The 18231-nt window shown below is 63.5% G+C and carries 15 protein-coding genes; 14 read left to right on the top strand and 1 reads right to left on the bottom strand.

What is annotated here, in order from left to right:
• Positions 1 to 11: 11 nt before the first annotated feature.
• The 8 genes from OMP38_RS00650 (at position 12) to OMP38_RS00615 (ending at position 7577) form a co-directional block, all read left to right on the top strand.
• Positions 12 to 2195 (top strand): AAA family ATPase, encoded by a 2184-nt coding sequence (locus OMP38_RS00650; protein ID WP_277563463.1) that lies wholly within the window; start codon positions 12 to 14, stop codon positions 2193 to 2195.
• Positions 2196 to 2334: 139 nt separating this feature from the next.
• Positions 2335 to 2931: a Pvc16 family protein gene (locus tag OMP38_RS00645; RefSeq protein ID WP_277563462.1), complete on the top strand. Its 597-nt coding sequence runs from the start codon at positions 2335 to 2337 to the stop codon at positions 2929 to 2931.
• Positions 2928 to 3728 carry a hypothetical protein gene (locus OMP38_RS00640; RefSeq protein ID WP_277563461.1) on the top strand — a complete coding sequence of 267 codons (801 nt, stop codon included), beginning with the start codon at positions 2928 to 2930 and terminating at the stop codon, positions 3726 to 3728. The genes OMP38_RS00645 and OMP38_RS00640 overlap by 4 nt, the downstream gene beginning before the upstream one ends.
• Before the next feature lie 312 nt (positions 3729 to 4040).
• Positions 4041 to 5750 (top strand): phage tail sheath family protein, encoded by a 1710-nt coding sequence (locus tag OMP38_RS00635; RefSeq protein ID WP_277563460.1) that lies wholly within the window; start codon positions 4041 to 4043, stop codon positions 5748 to 5750.
• 68 nt (positions 5751 to 5818) lie between these two features.
• Positions 5819 to 6253, top strand: coding sequence for a phage tail protein (locus tag OMP38_RS00630; protein WP_090112549.1), 435 nt, complete (start codon positions 5819 to 5821; stop codon positions 6251 to 6253).
• A 294-nt stretch (positions 6254 to 6547) separates the two neighbouring features.
• On the top strand, positions 6548 to 6928 hold the full coding sequence (locus tag OMP38_RS00625) for a phage tail assembly protein (RefSeq protein WP_277563459.1): 381 nt from the start codon (positions 6548 to 6550) through the stop codon (positions 6926 to 6928).
• On the top strand, positions 6859 to 7119 hold the full coding sequence (locus OMP38_RS00620) for a DUF6760 family protein (protein WP_338130376.1): 261 nt from the start codon (positions 6859 to 6861) through the stop codon (positions 7117 to 7119). Before OMP38_RS00625 ends, OMP38_RS00620 begins: the two co-directional genes overlap by 70 nt.
• Before the next feature lie 8 nt (positions 7120 to 7127).
• Positions 7128 to 7577, top strand: coding sequence for a phage tail protein (locus tag OMP38_RS00615; protein ID WP_090112543.1), 450 nt, complete (start codon positions 7128 to 7130; stop codon positions 7575 to 7577).
• 285 nt (positions 7578 to 7862) lie between these two features.
• Here OMP38_RS00615 and OMP38_RS00610 read toward each other — a convergent pair whose 3' ends face one another.
• On the bottom strand, positions 7863 to 8006 hold the full coding sequence (locus OMP38_RS00610; RefSeq protein WP_277563458.1) for a hypothetical protein: 144 nt from the start codon (positions 8004 to 8006) through the stop codon (positions 7863 to 7865).
• On the opposite strand from OMP38_RS00610, the gene OMP38_RS00605 reads away from it, so the two are divergent.
• The 6 genes from OMP38_RS00605 (at position 8007) to OMP38_RS00580 (ending at position 18175) form a co-directional block, all read left to right on the top strand.
• The gene (locus OMP38_RS00605; RefSeq protein WP_277563457.1) at positions 8007 to 9725 is read left to right on the top strand and encodes a hypothetical protein; all 1719 of its coding nucleotides are present in this window, start codon (positions 8007 to 8009) and stop codon (positions 9723 to 9725) included. It begins immediately after the preceding gene.
• A 1490-nt stretch (positions 9726 to 11215) separates the two neighbouring features.
• Positions 11216 to 12142 carry a hypothetical protein gene (locus OMP38_RS00600; protein ID WP_277563456.1) on the top strand — a complete coding sequence of 309 codons (927 nt, stop codon included), beginning with the start codon at positions 11216 to 11218 and terminating at the stop codon, positions 12140 to 12142.
• Positions 12143 to 12156: 14 nt separating this feature from the next.
• On the top strand, positions 12157 to 12783 hold the full coding sequence (locus tag OMP38_RS00595; protein WP_277563455.1) for a CIS tube protein: 627 nt from the start codon (positions 12157 to 12159) through the stop codon (positions 12781 to 12783).
• A gap of 6 nt (positions 12784 to 12789) precedes the next feature.
• Positions 12790 to 14598, top strand: coding sequence for a phage baseplate assembly protein V (locus OMP38_RS00590; protein WP_277563454.1), 1809 nt, complete (start codon positions 12790 to 12792; stop codon positions 14596 to 14598).
• A 48-nt stretch (positions 14599 to 14646) separates the two neighbouring features.
• Positions 14647 to 15048, top strand: a complete 402-nt coding sequence (locus tag OMP38_RS00585; RefSeq protein WP_090112530.1) for a GPW/gp25 family protein — start codon at positions 14647 to 14649, stop codon at positions 15046 to 15048.
• A gap of 40 nt (positions 15049 to 15088) precedes the next feature.
• Positions 15089 to 18175: a baseplate J/gp47 family protein gene (locus tag OMP38_RS00580; protein ID WP_277563453.1), complete on the top strand. Its 3087-nt coding sequence runs from the start codon at positions 15089 to 15091 to the stop codon at positions 18173 to 18175.
• Positions 18176 to 18231 lie beyond the last annotated feature (56 nt).

The following is an 18231-nucleotide window of genomic DNA, read 5'->3' as shown; positions in this document are numbered from 1 at the left end:
GAGGAGCGGTCTTGAGCGGCAACGGAACATATCGGGACGGCGCGCAGCTGCTCGCGGACGAGCTGCTGCTTCTTGAGGAGGGGATGCGGACGCTGCTCGGCCCGTCGGGAGAGGATCCGTTCGCCGATCCGCTGGCCGCGCTGCGGGGACTCGTCGTAACCCCGGAGGAACTGCTGCGCGATACCCCGGAGGACGAATCGGCTTCGGCGGGTTGGCGCGCGTTTGCCGCCCGGCGGCGCGAGACGGAGGCGGACATGACGGATCGAGAGCGGCAGAGCGCCGACGAGGGGATCGCGCTGCCCCTGGCCGTCCTGTCGGACAGGCTCGGGCTGTCTCGCTGGGAGCGGCGGCTCGTCGTGCTCGCGATCGCGGGCGAATGCAGCCGGCGCTATGAAAAGTGGTTCGGCTACCTGAACGACGACGTGACGCTGAAGGCAGCGACGCCGGATCTGGCGCTGCGGCTGTTGTGCGACACGGCGGCCGAGCGCGCCGAGGCGCGGCGCTCGCTCGCGAGTCCGCGGCTGCGGCGCCTGCTGCTGGATGCCGCCGAGGAGCCGCACGCGCGGACGCCCGGCTTCCGCGATCCGCTGCGCCTCGATCCGCGCATCGTCAGCTTCGTATTGGAGGCGGAGGCGCTGGACGCGCGGCTCGACGGCATCGCACACTGCTACGGGCCGGACGACGCCGGGCTGCCCGAGCTGCCGGAGGGAGACGAGGCATGGCGGATCCTGGCGCCCCTGTCCGAAGCGGGAGAGGCGCGAGCGCACGCGCACTGGCCGATGGTGCAGCTGTGGGGGCCGGCCGGCGCCGGCAAGCGGCTGCGCGTCCGCCGGCTGGCGGACGCGCGGGGACAGGCGCTGCTCTGCGCGCAGGTCGAGCGGCTGCCGGCGGAGCCGGCCAAGCTTGCCGCCGCGCTCGCCCGGCTCGTCAGGGAAGCGCTGCTGGCTGGGGCGGCGCTTTGCTTCGCCGAAGGAGAAGGCGCGAAGGCGCCCGATCCGGCGCTCTTGGGCGTTTACGGCGATGCGCTCGAAACCTATGCGGCACACGCCCGCCAGCCGCTCGTTTGCTGGTGCAGCCGCGAACGGAGGACGCCTCACAGCCTGCCTTCGGGCGACGGGCGGATGTTCTGGCAGGCGGAGGTCGGCCTGCCGGATGCCGCGCGGCGCGAGGCGCTGTGGATGGCGTCGGCGAAGGGAGGCCGCGAAGGCATATCGGGAACGATGCCCCGCCGGTACGAGGACGGCCTGTTCGAGGCGCTCGCCGACAAATACCGGCTCTCGCCGGGCCAGACCGAACAAGCTTGGCGCCAGGCGCGTACGTTTGCCGCGGGCGCGGGACACGCATGGCCCGAGGCCGGGGAGCTGGAGGAAGCCGCGCGCGGCCAGTTCCGCCACCGGCTGTCGGAGATGGCGGAGCGGATCGCGCCCAAGCGAAGCTGGAGCGACCTGGTGCTGCCCCCGGAGCCGCTCGCGCTGCTGCGGGAGGCTTGCGGGCGATTCGCGCATCGCGGGCGCGTGCTCGAGGAGTGGGGATTCCGCGACAAGCTGCCTTACGGCACCGGGCTTCACCTGCTGCTCGCGGGGCCGCCGGGAACGGGCAAGACGATGTCCGCCGAGATCGTCGCCGGGGAGCTGGGGCTCGACATGTACCGGATCGATCTGTCCCGCATCGTGAGCAAATATATCGGCGAGACGGAGCAGCGTTTGAGAGAGCTGTTCGCCGAAGCCGAGCAGAGCGGGGCCATCTTGTTTTTCGACGAAGGCGACGCCTTGTTCGGGAAGCGCACCGAGGTCAAAGACGCCCACGACAAGTACGCCAACATGGAGGCCGCTTACCTGCTCCAGCGGATCGAGGCTTACGACGGAGTGACGATATTGGCGACGAACCTGCTGCAGAACATGGACGAGGCGCTGTTGCGGCGGATGAGCGCGGTCATCAAGTTTCCGGCACCCGACGCCGCGGACCGCGAGCGCATTTTCAGGACGCATCTGCCGCCGTCCGTGCCGACGGCGGACGATCTGGACTTGGCTTTTTTTGGCCGCCAGATTGGACGTGGCGGGCGGCCATATCAAAAATATCGTGCTCACCGCCGCCTTTTTGGCGGCAGGCGAAGATCAGCCCGTCGGGATGCCCCACTTGGTGCGCGCGTCGGCGCAGGAATTGCGGAAGATGGGAAAAATCTGGGTCAAGGATAATTTTGCTCCCTATGACGGCGATTCCGACGCAAGTTTTGGATAGCCACTGCGCGCAAATGCCGATATAATGAATTTATTGGCGAAAAATGTAGCAATCTGCTTTTCGGCCAATGTTATCATTCTATCGCCTTCGAGAGGGGTGTCATCCATCGGCTCCTATACCGCGATCGCGGAGGTCGGCGCAAGTCTGTTGAAGCTGCTCCGCGAGCAGCTGTCGCCCGATCCGATCGCCCGTCCGGACTTAATCGGCCTGGCTTCGCCGGCGGACAAAGGAGACCTTAGCTTGTCTCTATATCTCGTCGGCGTACGCGAGAGCGGGGATGCCCGGAGAAACGCGATGCAGGCGCAGGGCGGCCAGCTCCGCTATCCTCCGCTGGCGCTCGATCTTACATATCTGGTCACCGCGCATTCGGCTGCGGAGCCGCTCGCCCGAACGTTGGACGAGCATCTCATGCTGGGCAAGGCGATGCAGACGCTGTACGACAATGCCGTACTTCGGGCGCCTTATCTCGAAGGTTCGCTCGCGATGTCCGGCGAGGAGCTGCGCATCACGGCGGAGAACATGGACACGGATCAATTGGTACGGCTATGGCAGTTCGGCGATCTGCCCTACAAGCTGTCTCTCGTCTACCGGGTCGGGCCGATTCTGCTAGAGTCGACCCGCGTGAAGCCGGGACCTCGCGTCGTCGAGCGGCGCATCACGCTGCGCGACATCGGCGAGGGAGAGCCGCGATGAGCGCCGGATCGACCTTCGTTTCGCGCTGCTCGCTGGTCGTGTATCCGGTCGACGCCTGGACGGGACGGCCGCTTGCCGGAGCCGAGGTGGCGGTGCGGCTCGACGGGCTTCCTTGCAAGCCGCTGCGTACGCCGGACGGCGGCTATGCGTTCATGGACGTGCAGGCGTCCGTTTGCAGCTTGACGGTGTCCGCGCCGTTGCGGCTGACCTCGCGGAGGACCGTCGATTTGGCAGCGCTCCCGAAGCGATCGCCGGTTGTCGTCGCGCCGTTGCTGCCGGGCTCGAGGTTCCCGGCGCCGCCGGGAGCGACGGGGCTCGGCCTGCTAGTGGCCGACGCGGACGGCGGACCTCTGCCGGACGTCGGGATTTACGCTTGGGTCGAAGAAGAGAGCTGCGGCCGGGGCCGGCTGGCGGACGATCTGCCAGCCGGCTCGGACAGGCTTCGCTGCGCGCCGGAGGGCGGGCGGCTGCTGCCGGGCGATCACTTTATCCTAATGGAGCGCGGCGGGCGGGCGACGGAGCGGTGCCGCGTCGGTCCGGACACGGGGCAGCCGGGACTGCTGTCGCTAGAGAAGCCGGCCGTACGCGATTGGCGGCGCGGCGCGCTGCTGCTGCCGGCTGCCGAGGCGCTCACCGACGGCGACGGCGCCGCGACGCTCGCGCTGCGCGGCGCTTATCCGCAGCGATTCCGCGTTCACGCGGAGCTTGCGCTCGGAGGCAAGCGCACGCGCGCCGAATGGTTCGCGACCGGCGGGACGATGACTCGGCAGGACCGAATCGTATGGCCCGCCGGATGAAGGCGGCGCCATGGCGGCCGAAGCCGGCGAGTAAGGCGGCGGCCGCGCAGACAATGGGCATGACGATGCCGCGCACGCGGCTACGGCCGCGTCGCGCGGCGGCGATTGTTATAGATTTTCGTAAGGCTGCGGTCAAGCGGGCATGCTTCGGACGCCGGCAGGGAGTCGACGTTCGTTAGATTCGGGCCGGCTGACGGAGTGGCCCGTTTGTCCCGCAGCGATTAACCCACCAGCAGAGAGGAGGAACTGGCCGCTGACGGATGCCGCATCAAAGACCGACATCAGGATGCATCCGTGAGGGAGCCGGGGAGTATGGCAGATTATTTGTCGCCTGGGGTATATGTAGAGGAATTCGAGAGCGGGTCCAGACCGCTTGAGGGCGTCAGCACCAGCACGGCCGGTTTTATCGGCCTTGCCCAGCGCGGCGCGGTAGAGGGGTTGCCTTTGCTCGTGACCGGCCCCGCCGATTTCCAGCGCGCGTTCGGTTCGTACTTGTCCGAGAGCGCCTTCGGCAGTTATCGCTATTTGGCTTACGCGGTCGAACAGTTTTTCATGAACGGCGGCTCGCGCTGCTATGTCATGCGGGTAGCGCCTTCGGACGCCAAGCCTGCTACGGGCGGCGATCAGCTGGCGGACGTGCTCTCCATCTCCGCCAAGAATCCGGGCGCTTGGGGCAACCTCGTCAGCGTTTCGCTGGCGCCGGCCAGCAAGGCCAAGACGCAAATTTACGAAGTGACCGACAAGCGATACCGCGTTAAAAACGCGAACGGCTTTTATGCGGGCGACGTCGTCTCCTTCGCGGCCGGCGGCGAAGTCCAGCTGGCCCGTATCGTCAGCGTCCAGGACAACATCATCGAGCTGGCGGAGCCGCTTGACGGCGACGTCGTAGATACGGCGCTGCTGCCGACGAAGGTGCTGTCGACGAGCGAATTTACGCTGAACGTCGTGTTCGGCGACGAAGTCGAGATTTTCGAGAAGGTATCCCTCAATCCCGAAGCGCCTTCGTACGTAGACAAAGTGGCGAGCCGTTCCAACCTGGTCGACGTATCCGCGCTCGTCACTTCGACGACGGCAACGGCTCCATTCGAACAGCTGACCGGCGACGCAGAAGGCGTAGTCCAGTTCGTATTGTCGGGCGGCAGCGACGGCACCGTCGGCAACCTGTCCGCCGCCGATTTCATCGGCGAGGACCGCGGACCGGGCCGGCGCACGGGCATCCAGTCGTTCATCGACAACGACGTGGTCAGCATCATGGCCATTCCCGGCGTGACCGATCCGAACGTCCAGCTGTCGCTCGTCGCGCACTGCGAGAATCTCGGCAGCCGCTTCGCCATTCTCGACATTCCGCGCGAAAAGACGAAGGTAGCCGACGTGCTGACGCACCGCGATCTGTTCGACTCCAGCTATGCCGCGCTTTACAATCCGTGGCTGTCGGTGTTCGATCCGCTCGACAAGCGGAATATTTTCGTGCCTCCGTCGGGCACGATGGCGGGCATTTACTCGCGCTCGGATACGACGCGCGGCGTACAGAAGGCGCCTGCCAACGAAGTGCTGCGCGGCGTCGTAGGACTCGACGTTCAGTACAATACCGGCGAGCAGGACATCCTGAACCCGGCAGGCGTCAACCTGATCCGTTCGTTCACCGGACAGGGCATCCGCGTGTGGGGCGCCCGTACCGCGTCTTCCAACTCGCTTTGGAAGTATATCAACGTACGCCGCCTGTTCATTTTCCTGGAAGGCTCCATCAAAGCCGGCACGAACTGGGTCGTATTCGAACCGAACAACGATCAGTTGTGGGCCCGCGTGCAGCGCACGATCGACGCTTTCCTGACGCGCGTATGGCGCGACGGAGCGCTCGTCGGCTCGAGCCCGTCCGAAGCGTTTTTCATCGATATCGGCCGTTCTACGATGACTCAGGACGATATCGACAACGGCCGCCTCATCTGCGTCATCGGCGTCGCGCCGGTCAAGCCGGCGGAGTTCGTCATCTTCCGCATCACGCAGAAGACCGGCTCCGAATAAGGACGGCAAGCAGCATAGCGCCGTCCGCCGCCCGGAGGCGCGCATGATATTCACGGAAGGGGATACCCATGACAGGAGAACGTACAGATCCGTACCGCAATTTTAGATTCCGCGTTGAGCTCGAAGGCTTGCAGCAAGCCGGCTTCAGCGAAGTGTCGGGCTTCGACGCTTCGTTCGACGTCATCCAATACCGCGAAGGCAACGAAGTCATCACGCCGCGCAAGCTCCCGGGGTTGGCGCGTTACGGCAACATCAGCCTCAAATGGGGCGCGACCGACTCCCTGGAGCTGTGGGAATGGATCCAGGACTGCGTGAACGGCACGGTCGAACGCAAGACGGTCACGATCATCGCCATCGACGAGGAAGGTACGGACGTGGCGACCTGGCAGGTCATCGAAGCTTGGCCGGTACGCTATACCGCGCCGAACTTCAACGGCCAAGGCTCCGAAGCGGCGATCGAGCTGCTTGAGCTTGCGCATGAAGGCATGACCCGCACGCAATAACGCAAGTCCCACGCCCCTTCGGGGACGGCTGGAGAGCTGACCGGCAGGTGCGATGTATCTGTCGGCAGCTTTCCCGCATTTAAGCCGAGCGATATAGGCTTTGCACGGTCCGTGTCTATTTATGTAGGCCGGTGCGGCGCATCGCTTATGTAGCCGGTTGCCAGAAGCGCAGGTCGCGTTTTTCGACCCGCTTTTCTTGCAGTCCGCCGTTACCGCCAGATGCATGCGCGCATCCGCGGACGATGCCGTCCGCATGGCTGATCGCGAATTTGAATTTATGACTGGAGGAGCATCATGGCCTTTCAAACCGAATATGAATTCGAACTTCCCCGCGGCTACGTCGACGAAGCCGGCAATTTGCACAAACGCGGCGTCATGAGGCTGGCGACGGCCGCCGACGAGATTTTGCCCATGAGGGATCCTCGCGTCCAGCAAAATGCCAGCTATCTGACCGTCATTCTGCTCGCGCGCGTCGTGACGCGTCTCGGCGAGCTCAAGCATATCGATACAAAGGTGATCGAAAAGCTGTTTACGGCAGACTTGTCCTATCTTCAAAATATATACCGTCAGATCAACGAGCTTGAAACACCGAAATTGCAAACGGCATGTCCGAAATGCGACCACGAGTTCGAGGTGGAAGTGGATTTTTTGTCCGTAGCGGAGGGCCTCTCGTAACGTACGCCGCAGACCGGTTGTACGAAGAGGTCGGCTTTATCGCTTATTACTTCCATTGGCCGCACGACGACATCATGAACATGGAGCATCGCGAGCGAAGACGGTGGTGCGACGAGATTTCGAAAATCAACAAGAAGCTGAACGACGAGCCCGATAAAAACAATCCGTTCGACGTATTCGGCAGGAGGTGACCGGCTCTATGGGGGCGAACGGCAATACCCGCGACGTGCTCGGCAGCTTCCGCTTCGACGTCGAGCTGGACGGGATGCTGGTAGCCGGCTTCTCCGACGTACAAGGGCTCGAATCGCAGACGGAGTACGAGGAATATCGCGAAGGCGGCGTGAACGGCTATACGCACCGTTTTCCAAAAGGGACGCGTTTCGCCCAAATCGTGCTTCGTCGCGGCTTTTCCTCGTCGTCGGCGTTATGGGACTGGTACGATCAGACCGTTCGCGGCTCGGTGACGCGCAAGAGCGGCTCGATCATCTTGTACCGTCAGGACGGCGAAGAGCTGTGCCGCTGGAATTTTTTCGAGGCTTACCCGGTTAAATGGACGGGACCGGCGCTCGATGCGAGGTCGAGCGATGTCGCGATCGAATCGGTAGAGCTGGTGCATAACGGCATCAAGGCGATATTCTCCAAGAAATAGAAAAGGCGTTCGCGTCATGCGGCCGCGCCGCTCGCAGGCGTTCCGCGCGGAAGGAGGAGGAGCATGAAGCGAATCAAAGGCGGGCTTCGCCGCATTTCGGCGGCCGGCGCGAAGCCGCAGAACGGCGCTTTCGCCGCTGCGATCAAGCGCAAATACGTTTCGCTTCGCGGTCAGGCGCAGTCGACCCGGCCCGCTCTTGTTTTCCGCGCGGTTCCGACTTCGACCAAGCGTGCGCGGCCGGGCCATGCGCCGCTCGAACAGAAGCGTTCGCGTTCGGCTCCTCCTTCAGTGCAGCCGTACGGATCGCCCATGCGCAGCGAGGTCCGCACGATCGTCAAGGAACGCGTCGTCGAACGGCATACCGTCGTCGTACGCGAAGTCGAACGCCTCGTAAGAGAGCAGCGGATCGTGCGGGAGCAGGCGGTCCAAGTGCCGTATACGCCTGCGCAGCCAAGACCGGATGCCGGACGGCTCGCGCCGGCAACGGATTTGCGCGCGCATGGACGACAAGCAAACGGGATGGAAGCAAGTGTCCCCCGGCATGGCGATCAGGCGCGGCCGTCAGAAGCGGAACCGCGCGAGCAAGGTAAGCGGAAGCGATTGCCGGTGGATGGTGGACGCGAGCGCGAAATGCAGAAGCGCCGGCCGAATTCGGACATACGCGAGCAGGGACATCAATGGAAACGACCTAACGCTAAAAGCGATGAGCCCCGGCGGCAGAATCGACTGGCTGCGCCGGACAGCCGCGATCGGGAGCGGAAGGAGCGCGTAAAGGACCTGCAGGACCATGCCGAATGGGATGAGGCATTGCTTCCGCAATCGGAGCGTACGCTTCAAGACGATCCGCTGATTGCGGCTGAGAATGGCGTGCGCGAACAAAAGTCCCAGGCAGTCGATGGCAGTCGCATCGGCGAGCGGCATGCCGACAAGAATACGGAATTGTCCAAGTCGCCGCTCCATCGCGACGGGGATGCCGCTTCGAACTCCAGTGCGTCGGAACGCGATTCGCCTATACCGGGCGTTCCACATCGCGGGAGTCTTGGTACATTAAAAGCCGCTGCCGACGCAAGGCGATTGCGTGCCCGGTTTTTACAGCGGTCTTCTGCGAAAAACTTCGGCTTGCCGAATGCCGATCGCCGCAAGCCGGTTCCGGTCAAAGGAAGCATCGCGTTATCGGCGCCTGCCGTGCGCCAGCTGCTGGCCCGTCTGGCTGCCGGTCCTGCGGGATTGGACTTTTCCGTTGTCAGACAGATGACGTTGTCCACGCCGGGTTTTGTGCATGCACAGGTCCGTCGGCAGCCGCGGGGCGCTAATCCTTCTCAGGATCGAACATCGGCAGTACCTTCCCGTGCGAGCACGGGACAACCGGGTAAGCCGGCTTCTATCGAAACGGGACAGCGACGAGACGTGCAGCCTGCTCCATCCGATGACCGGCAGTCTACTGGCTTCTTGCAGGCACGCGGTCAGAGCCGGAGGAGCGAATCGGCGCCCGTTCATCACCATGAGCCCGAACGCCAGGAGACGGCAGATCAGCCTTACGTCGGCCAGAGCGACTTGCATCGTTCGTTTGCGAAGAAGAACGGATCTATCGAGGAAAACGCACGCGAGGCGTCGAAAGCTGGCGACGTCGGGAATCGCGCAGAAGCTGACCGTGACTCGAATTCCGATTTCGCTGCCGGCGATCGGCGGGTGAAAAGTGCCGGGGGGCGGGCGGTCGAGCGCCATGTGGAGACCGGGCGTCACCTGCAGGACGACGACTTTGAACAGAAACTGCCGGAATCGCAGGGACCACCTGCAGTTAAGCGAGGTGATCTCCCTGCATGGAAGGCTGATGATCACCTTCGCGATGGAAGATACGTTCACGGCAGCGGCAGGCATGAGAGCGACCGCCGTCACGAGCTGTTTCCGGGCAATCGCGAGAGCGGGGAACCGTGGATTGACGGGGGCGAGTCCAGCAAAGCTTCGTTTCCCCTGGCAGCGCAGCCAGGCTCGGAACAATCGCAAGCATCGGATTCGATGCGCGAAAATAACTTGCCAGACATGCGTATGGCGCCTGTTTCTAACGAATCTCTCTATCATGAAACGCGAATTCAAGCGCCCCCCTTCCTCGCGGCCCTTTCGACTATCGTTGTCCGCGAGAGCGATTGAGAGAGAAGAGGCGCCGCGGCTGGGCGTATTGGTGCACAGCGTCGCGCGACGGGCGTTCGTGCCGGGGGCGACGTCAACCCGATTGAATCGTGGCTACGCTTCCCGTTGGCAGTCCGCTGAGGAGGGAGCGACGGCAATTCATTCCGGCGAGACGACGGCAGGGACGGGTCATTCCGATAGAGAGAACGGGCAGAAGCTGCGTGGCCGCGAATCCATGTCGGATTCGTCGGATCCTACAACGCGCAACGTTCATGAAAAGGCTGGAGGGCAAGAGGCGAACAGCCGCCGATGGGGCGGCATCCTTGCTACGCGGCATCAGGCAAACCAAGCGAACGAGAGCAGAGAACGGGAGGCGCGTATGCACCGCGGCGCGAAGCAGCTTCTCCGATCTTCGAGGCAGCTGTCGGTCGAAGCGACGAAGCAATTAAAAAAACGATGCGAATGCGAAGCTGCCTAGCGGCCGCCAAGTGCGCATGCAGACCGCAAGCCTTCGCAGCTTGGGCCGAACCCTTTCCAAGGAAGGCGGGCGCATAAATTCGGTGCCGGCGTTGGTGCTTAAACGCAATGCGCGGTTTGGTCTTCCTGTCGAAGGGCGAACCGTGGATGTCAGGCGCATCGATAGAAAGGACTTTATTAACGGGGCTAGCCCGCCACAAACAGCTAACCGCCGTGCCGCAGCCGTTCGTGATCCGATCGGCGAAAAGGCGCTTCCGCCTGAAGGTCCAAGTTCCTCCAACCGTGCATCGGGGGGACAGGCTCGCGCAGGTAAGGCGATTGAAGCGCCGCGGCTCGTCTTCAAACTCGGTGCCGTTCGCAGCCTGTCGTCCGATCGCGCCGGTCAAGCAAAGACGAGAGCGGGGCGCTTCGCAGCGGTCGGTTCGCCGGGCGGAACGGCCGATTCGCCGAGCGAAGCAGCCGAAAAGACCAGGCGAAGTGAAGGCGCGCTCGGAATGTCCAGTTTGCGGATTTCGGATCTGTGGTCCATGCATCGAGGCCGCAGCGTTCAGGCCGGCGCCCGTCTAATAAGATCGGGGATCGAACATCTGCAGCTTATAACGAACGCGGACGGACGTAATTCGGGGATACGCGATTCGCTGAGGATTTATGGCTCAATGAGGTCCTGGAAATCCGGTACAGCCGAAAAGACGGCTGACCGAACGCAACTTTCGATTCAGCGGCAGAAGCAGAATCTTCATGATTCCATCGGCTTCACAGCCGGCGCGCGTTCATCGGAGTTGAATCGCAGTCATCCAGGAGAACTCGCGCCATCGGCCCTTATAGCACGTCTAACGATGCAAGAACGTTGGAAACAAGTCGGGCGGTTGCGTGCAAGCGGAATGCAAGGCCCGCTGCCTGCGCAACGGATTGCAGGGAACCCTGCGATTGAAACATCCGGCAATGCGCCTTCATTCACGCGGAGACAAGGCGTCAACGATGTCGGCGTCGCGAATGCTCCCGTGGGTGGCGCCATTGCTCGGCGGAGCGATCGATTGGGTCAAGATGGCGCCAGGGATTCGGCTGCAAGCCCGGCGACGGACGTACGTTCGTCGCTGGGAGCCGCGAGCCCGCGAATCGTGCATGACGAGACGAAGTCGTATCCGATTCAGCGTGAACAATCGGGTCGACAGACGACACGGGCCGGCATGCTGCATACCGCGGCGATCGCCTATCGAACGAAAAAAGATACCAAGTCTGCTTCAAGCTCGCCTTCTGCTTCAAGCTCGCTGTCTGCTTCGAGCTCGCCGGCCGCGCGATTGCTTATGAGAGACCGATCAATGCCCAACGTATCTGGCGCACGGATGCCGCTCGCAGTGCGTTCCTCGATCGCGCAGCCGGTGCGTTCCATCCGGACGGAGCAGAACCATACGCTCCAGCGGACCGTGCAGACCTCGCCGCATTCCCAATCGGTCTCGGGTCGACAGCGAGAGATTGCACGCATGCCGGCATCCGCTCGTTCGCTCGGCATGCCTGCGCTCGCTGCCTCGGCCGACGCTGCGTCCGCTCAGATGCACCGGACAGCGCCTCGGGACGTATCGCTTCCCGAGCCGGCATTGGCGGCGGCGGCAGCGCGCCAGCTGACCAGCGAACAGCAGGCTAGCCCGCCAAGCGCGCAGCCACGTCCGGCGCCGGCCGCCGAATTGCGGCTTCGCCGGGCGCAGCAAGCCGGCGCCCCAGAGGCGCAGCCTCAGCCCGCGCCTGCCGCGGACCTGGAGCTGCGCCGCGCGCCTAAGGCAAGCGCGCCTGCGCAGCAGCAGCCGACGCAGCCAGCCGCGCAAGAGCCGCCGCGGCTGAGCACCGAGCAGCTCCAGCAGGCGGTGCGCGAGATGCCGGAGCTCGATCCCGAGCGGCTCGCCGACACGGTATACACGGCGCTCATGCGCCGCATGAAGTTCGAGCAGCGCCTTAGCGGATACTGACGGAGGAATTCACGATGGCCTTGTCCAAAGCCAAAATCGTCATCATCAAGAGCAATTCGCAAGAGACGGTCGACGTGCTGTTCAATCCCGGCGAATATATGCTGCAGGCCGGCAACAGTTATTCGTGGCATGCCGTGCCCGGCCTGCAATCGCCGATCGCCCAGTTCGTGAGCGGCGAGGCGACGACGCTGACGATGGATCTTTTTTTCGACACGTACGAAAAAGGAACCGACGTCCGGGCGCATACGGCGAAGATCAGCGGGCTGCTGCAGGTCGACAGCGACTTGCACGCGCCGCCCTTGTGCAGGTTCGTGTGGGGCTCGCTCAACTTCAAGGGCGTCGCGGAGAAGGTGTCGCAGCGGTTCACGATGTTTCTAGACACCGGCATTCCGGTGCGGGCGACGCTGAACGTCACGCTGCGCGCGGTGCTGAGCATGACGGAGCAGTACCAGCAGGTGCCGCGCCAATCGGCCGACCGCACGAAGCAGAAGACGCTGAAGCAGGACGAGCAGCTGTGGATGCTCGCCGCCGAGGAGTACGAGGATCCGTCCCGGTGGCGCGCCATCGCCGAGGCCAACGGCATCGATAATCCGCGGCGTCTGCCGGCGGGACGCAAGCTAATCATCCCGAGATTGGAGTGAGGACGGTTGACGGTCAAGTTCGATACGACGACGTACGAGCTGTCGCAGCTTGAGAGCAAATACCGTTCGTTTTTCGCTCCGGCGTTCGAGATCCTCATCGACGGGCAAAATCTCGTTCGGATCGGCGCGGCCGTTCAAAGCCTGCGCGTCACGTCGAGGACCGGGATGTTTTCGGACCACTTCAGCTTCCGCATCTCCAACGCCTTCGATCCGGTCGCCCGCTCGCTTAAGTGGCTCGGTTCCCTGGTCGACGTCGGCAAGTCCATCACGATCAAGATGGGGTATACCGATCGATTCGAGACGGTTTTCGAAGGCCTCGTGACCGGCGTCGGCGTCGACTACCCGACAGGCGGGCTGCCGGTCGTGAGCGTCAAGGGCATGGACAAGTCGATGCTTATGATGCGAAGCAAGCAATCGAGCCAATGGAAGGACAAGAAGGCGAGCGACGTCGCCCGGCAGATCGCCTCGAAGTACGGGCTTACGCCCGACGTCGACGATACGATGTCGCCGATCCCGCGCATCGAGCAGCATCGGGTGAGCGATTTTCACTTTTTGCATTCCCTTGCGTTCGACAACGAACGGGACTTCATGGTCGTCGGCTCGAAGCTCTATTTTAAAAAGCGCAATCCTTCCGCTGCCGAGGTGCTCACGCTTACTTACGGCAAGAGCTTGCTGAGCTACTCCGCGGAGGTTGACATCTCCAACCAGGTGACGCAGGTCGTCGTGAGAGGCATCGATCCCGACACGTACGAGCCGATCGAGGCGAAGTCGAAGGCGGTCGGCATCATCGGTTCGAACGGCCGATCGGGCCCGAATATCATGGGCGCGCTCTCGTCCTATTTGATCGAGACGGAATTCATGGAATATACGACCGTTGCGGCCGCGCAGAAGCTGGCGGACTCGATCATGAACGACAAGGCAATGGAACTGGTGACCGGGTCGGGCACGTGCATCGGCCTCCCCCGAGATTCGAGCGGGGCGGTTCATCAAGCTGCAAAACGTCGGCCGCCAATTCAACCAGCCGATGCTGCTGAGCAACGTGACGCACGCCATCGACACGAACGGTTACGTTACCAGCTTCAACGTGGAGGGGAACGCCATATGATGGGGCAAGACTACTCGGGCTCGCGGCCCAATGCGGGCAGCGTGAACGGCGTCATGGTCGCCACCGTCACGAACAACAGCGATCCGGAGAAGCGCAATCGCGTCAAGCTCAAATTCGCGGTGCGGGAAAACGATAACGAAACCGACTGGGTGCCGATCGCTTCGCTCATGGGCGGCGGCGACCGGGGGACGATGTTCGTGCCGGAGGTCGGGGACGAGGTGCTGGTCGCATTTGAGATGGGCAGCCTCAAGCTCCCTTACGTCATCGGCAGCCTGTGGACCAAGAACGCTTTGCCGCCGGCCAAGCACGAAAAAAACGATATCCGCAAAATCCGCTCGCGCGGCGGGCACGAGATGGTTTTTCAGGATACCGACGGAGACGGCAAGATCACGCTCAAGACCGCCAAAGGCTTTAAGGTCGACATCTCCGAAAAGGAAAACAAGGTCGAGGTGGCGACGAACGACGGCGTTCAATCGGTCGTGCTGACCGGAGGCGGGACGGGGACGGTCGTCGTCAAGTCGGCCGGCGCCAAGATCACGCTCGACAAGACCGGCAAGATCACGATCGAAGCGCCGAACGCCGTCGAGATCAAAGGCACCCAGTTGAAAATCGAGGCGTCCGCGCAGCTTAGCCTGCAGGCGTCGGCAAGCATCGATATGAAGAGCGACGGCATTATCAATATCAAGGGCTCGTTGGTCAAGATCAATTAGCGCGGCCGTCCGGCGTCTGCCGACGGCGCGCGGCAGGGAGGGAAGGACATGTCCGCTTCGTTTCTAGGCAAAGGCTGGCGCTTCCCCGTCGGGGTCGACGCCACGACCGGCCGCATGCTGATGTCCGAGGGCGAGGACGATATCGCGGAAGCGATCCGCATCGTGCTCATGACGTCGCGCGGGGAACGCGTCATGCGTCCGGGCTTCGGCAGCGGGCTGTCCGGTTATGCCTTCTCCGGACTTGACGAGACGACGCTGCGTCTGCTCGAGAGCGATGCGCGCGAGGCGATCGTCGTCTGGGAGCCGCGCGTCAAGGACGTGGAGGTTCGCGCCGAGACGGATCCGTCCCAGCCCGGACGCATCAAGCTGTCCGTGGACTACGTCGTCCGATCGACGAACAACCTGTTCAACCAGGTGTACCCGTTTTATCTGGACGAAGGCACCAAATAACGTGAAAGCGCAGCGGGAGGACTGTAGGGCATGAAGCCAGATGCAACGGAGAGGACGGGCATGCGCCTGCCTCCCCCCGATCGACGGCAGCGACGTCGCGGCGTTCGCGGAGCGCTTCAGAACGATGGCGCCTCATTATACGCCGGAATGGCGGTTTTCGCCGGACGACCCTGACGCGGGTACCGCCTTGTTTTTCCTGGCGGCGGAGATGCTGGAGGAAAACGTCAAGCGCTTGAACCGCGCGCCGCTAAACAACTTCATATCCTTCCTCGAGCTGCTCGGGGTCAAGCTTCAGCCTGCTCGCGCTGCGCGCGCGACGGCCGTGTTCCGTCTGGCTGACGGCGCCTACGAGCCTGTTTACGTGCCTCAAGGGACACCGCTTACGGCCGAGGCGCCGGACGGCGGCGAAGACCTATCGTTCGAGACCGAGCACGCGCTCCTCGTGACGCCTGCCAGAATCGTCGAATGGATCAACGTGCATCCGCAGCGCGATAGGATCGTGCGCGCTTCCGGCGCTTACGAGGACGAGGCGGCGGCAGGCGCCGCGCCGGAGATCGCGGTGTTCGGCACGGAGGGAGACGACCTTCAGCGGCATGAGCTATACATCCGTCACGACGGGCTGTTCGAGCTGAACCATCCGGCGCGGCTGACGCTTTCCTGGTATAATTCCGCCAAACGGTACGCGGAGCCGGAGTTTGCCCGCGGCATGGCCGACACGGAATGGTTCGAGTGGTCCTGGTATGACGAGTCTGCGGGCGGGTGGCGGTTATTCGACCGGGTGACGAGCGTTCGCAACGAAGTAACGCTGTGGAAGACGTCCCAGGGACGCGTCGGTACTTCCGCGGTGGGCGATGAGGAAGGTCGCTGGATCCGCGCGCGGGTCAAGCCCGACCGGGACGGCCTTGCCGTGTCTCCGGCGCTTGCCGGACTGCCCGAGGTCGAACGGCTGTCGCTCCGGGGCGAGCACGATCTGGCGGCGGATCCCGAAGGCATACCGCCGGCACTGCTATATTCGGGCGATCTGGAGCTGGACGCCACGGGCTTTTTCCCGTTCGGACAGCAGTTTTTCCAATACTCGTTGTTCCATCTGGCTTGTCCGGAAGCATTCAGCAAGCACGGAAGCCGGCTGACGCTGCGGTTCGACGCCCGCTGGGACCCCTGGGAGCTGCGCATGGCGCCCGATCCCGAGGTGCGCTGGCGCATGGTCATGCGTACGGCCGATTTCGCGCGCAAGCCGCCTCAGCGTCTGTATGTCCGCCGCGTGCTATGGGAGTATTGGAACGGCGAGAGCTGGATGCGCCTGCCCGGCAGCGGCCGCTACGAGGAGCTGTTCGCGAATTTGCCCGAGGAGAATGCCGGCAGCTTCGCGCTTGAGCTCGACTGTCCGGTCGACTGGGAGCGGACGTTCGTCAACGGCACTTGGGATTGGTGGCTTCGCGTACGCGTCGCTGCCATGGATACGGTCAATCAACCGGTCGTCGAATACATGACGCCGCATCTGTCGCGCATGTCGCTGACGTACGCCTATTCCTCCGACGTCCGGCTCGCGCCGGCGCATGGCTATACGCTCAACAATGCGGAATGGACGGACAAGACCGCGCAGCTGCGCCAAGGCGGAGAACCGTTCCGGCTCTTCCAGCCGATCGATTGTCCGTCGCCGGCCGTATACTTGGGCTTCGATCGGGCGCCGCTGAAGGGGCCGATCCGGTTGTCGTTTCAACTCGGCAGACAAGTGTCCGCGGACGGAGGCGCGCCTTGGATCGAGTGGGAAGCGCTCATCCGCGACGGGCTGCGCTTCGCATGGATACCGCTCAAAGGGATGGACACGACAAACGGGTTCACCGAATCCGGGACCTTTCAATTTGCCGGGCCGCCGGGGCTGGAGCCGGTACGCCTGTTCGGCGCCGAGCGAGTGTGGCTGCGCGCGCTGAATCGCGACGGTCGGTTCGGGAACAAAGGGGTTCCGGTTCCTACGGTGCTGCGCGTCGATCGGAATTCGGTCTCCGTCGTTCAGCGGCGGACGCTGCGGGACGAATATCCCGAGCGGACGAGCGACGGCTGGCAGCTATCCGCCGCGCCGGTCGTCTCGCAAGAAGTGTGGGTCGATGAGACGGGGTTCGTGAACGAGCAGACGCTGGCCGAAATGGAAGAAGACCGTTACGAGGCGCATCGGGACAGCGAGGGGCGCCAGACGCGCGTATGGATTCGTTGGCAGGCGGTAGAGACGCTCGCCAGTTCGCTGCCGCACGATCGACATTATACGATCGACGAAGCTTCCGGCCGGCTGCGTTTTGGAGACGGCAAAGCCGGCATGGGACTTCCGCTCGCGGGCACGGACAAAGTGCGCGTGACGTACCAGGTTACCGAAGGCGCGCGCGGCAACGTGCCTGCGCGGGCGATCCGGGGACTGCTGCAGCCGCTCGCCTTCGTCGACAGCGTCGGCAATCCGTCGGCGGCCGTCGGCGGCGGCGACGCAGAATCGCTCGCGCGCGCGATGGAGCGCGGTCCGCAGCATGCCCGTCACCGCGGGCGCGCGGTATCCGCCTCAGACATGGAGTGGATCGTGCGGGAGTCGGATCCCTCGATCGCGCAGGTGCGCTGCCTGCCGGGACGGGATGCGCGCCTCCAGCGCGCGCCGGGCAAGGTCGTCGTCGTGGCGCTGCCGCTCGGCGGCCGCGAAGGCGTCGCTTTTTTCCCGGAGGTCAAAAAGAAAATCGAGGCCGCGCTTCGGGACAAGGCTTCCAATCTGCTGCTGCACGGCGGCCGGTTGACGATCATGCCGCCTGCGCTGCTTGAAATATCGGTCAAAGCCGTCGTGCGGACCGGTACCGCGGACGACATCGTACCGACCGAAGCGGCCTGTCTTAAGGCGCTGGACCGGTACCTCGATACGCGCGGCGGACAGATCGACGGGCGCGGCTGGCAAATCGGGGAGACCGTCCATGCCTCAGCGCTGTACGGCCTGCTTCAATCGGTACGGACGGTGCTCGAGGTCGAACTGCTCCATATGAGCGTCGTCGTCATCGAGCACGGCGAGGCGCGAGAGGTGCCCGAATCCGCGTTACGCGACCTGCCCCACGGCATCGTCGTATCCGGCAGTCATCAGGTGACGGCGCGGCTCGGATAATCGGCTAACGCGCGACGCAAATCCGAAGCGCAGTTTCATAAGCTTAAAAGGAGGCA

The sequence above is a fragment of the Cohnella ginsengisoli genome (genome assembly GCF_029525555.1).
Lineage (GTDB): Bacteria > Bacillota > Bacilli > Paenibacillales > Paenibacillaceae > Cohnella > Cohnella ginsengisoli.
This window is presented reverse-complemented; position numbering and strand designations above follow the sequence as displayed.

Excerpts from the sequence above, each read along its gene's own strand:
- OMP38_RS00640 (WP_277563461.1), top strand. The coding sequence starts at position 2,928 with ATGAGCGCCGGATCGACCTTCGTTTCGCGCTGCTCGCTGGTCGTGTAT.
- OMP38_RS00635 (WP_277563460.1), top strand. The coding sequence starts at position 4,041 with ATGGCAGATTATTTGTCGCCTGGGGTATATGTAGAGGAATTCGAGAGC.
- OMP38_RS00630 (WP_090112549.1), top strand. The coding sequence starts at position 5,819 with ATGACAGGAGAACGTACAGATCCGTACCGCAATTTTAGATTCCGCGTT.
- OMP38_RS00625 (WP_277563459.1), top strand. The coding sequence starts at position 6,548 with ATGGCCTTTCAAACCGAATATGAATTCGAACTTCCCCGCGGCTACGTC.
- OMP38_RS00620 (WP_338130376.1), top strand. The coding sequence starts at position 6,859 with ATGTCCGAAATGCGACCACGAGTTCGAGGTGGAAGTGGATTTTTTGTC.
- OMP38_RS00615 (WP_090112543.1), top strand. The coding sequence starts at position 7,128 with ATGGGGGCGAACGGCAATACCCGCGACGTGCTCGGCAGCTTCCGCTTC.
- OMP38_RS00595 (WP_277563455.1), top strand. The coding sequence starts at position 12,157 with ATGGCCTTGTCCAAAGCCAAAATCGTCATCATCAAGAGCAATTCGCAA.
- OMP38_RS00585 (WP_090112530.1), top strand. The coding sequence starts at position 14,647 with ATGTCCGCTTCGTTTCTAGGCAAAGGCTGGCGCTTCCCCGTCGGGGTC.
- OMP38_RS00580 (WP_277563453.1), top strand. The coding sequence starts at position 15,089 with ATGCAACGGAGAGGACGGGCATGCGCCTGCCTCCCCCCGATCGACGGC.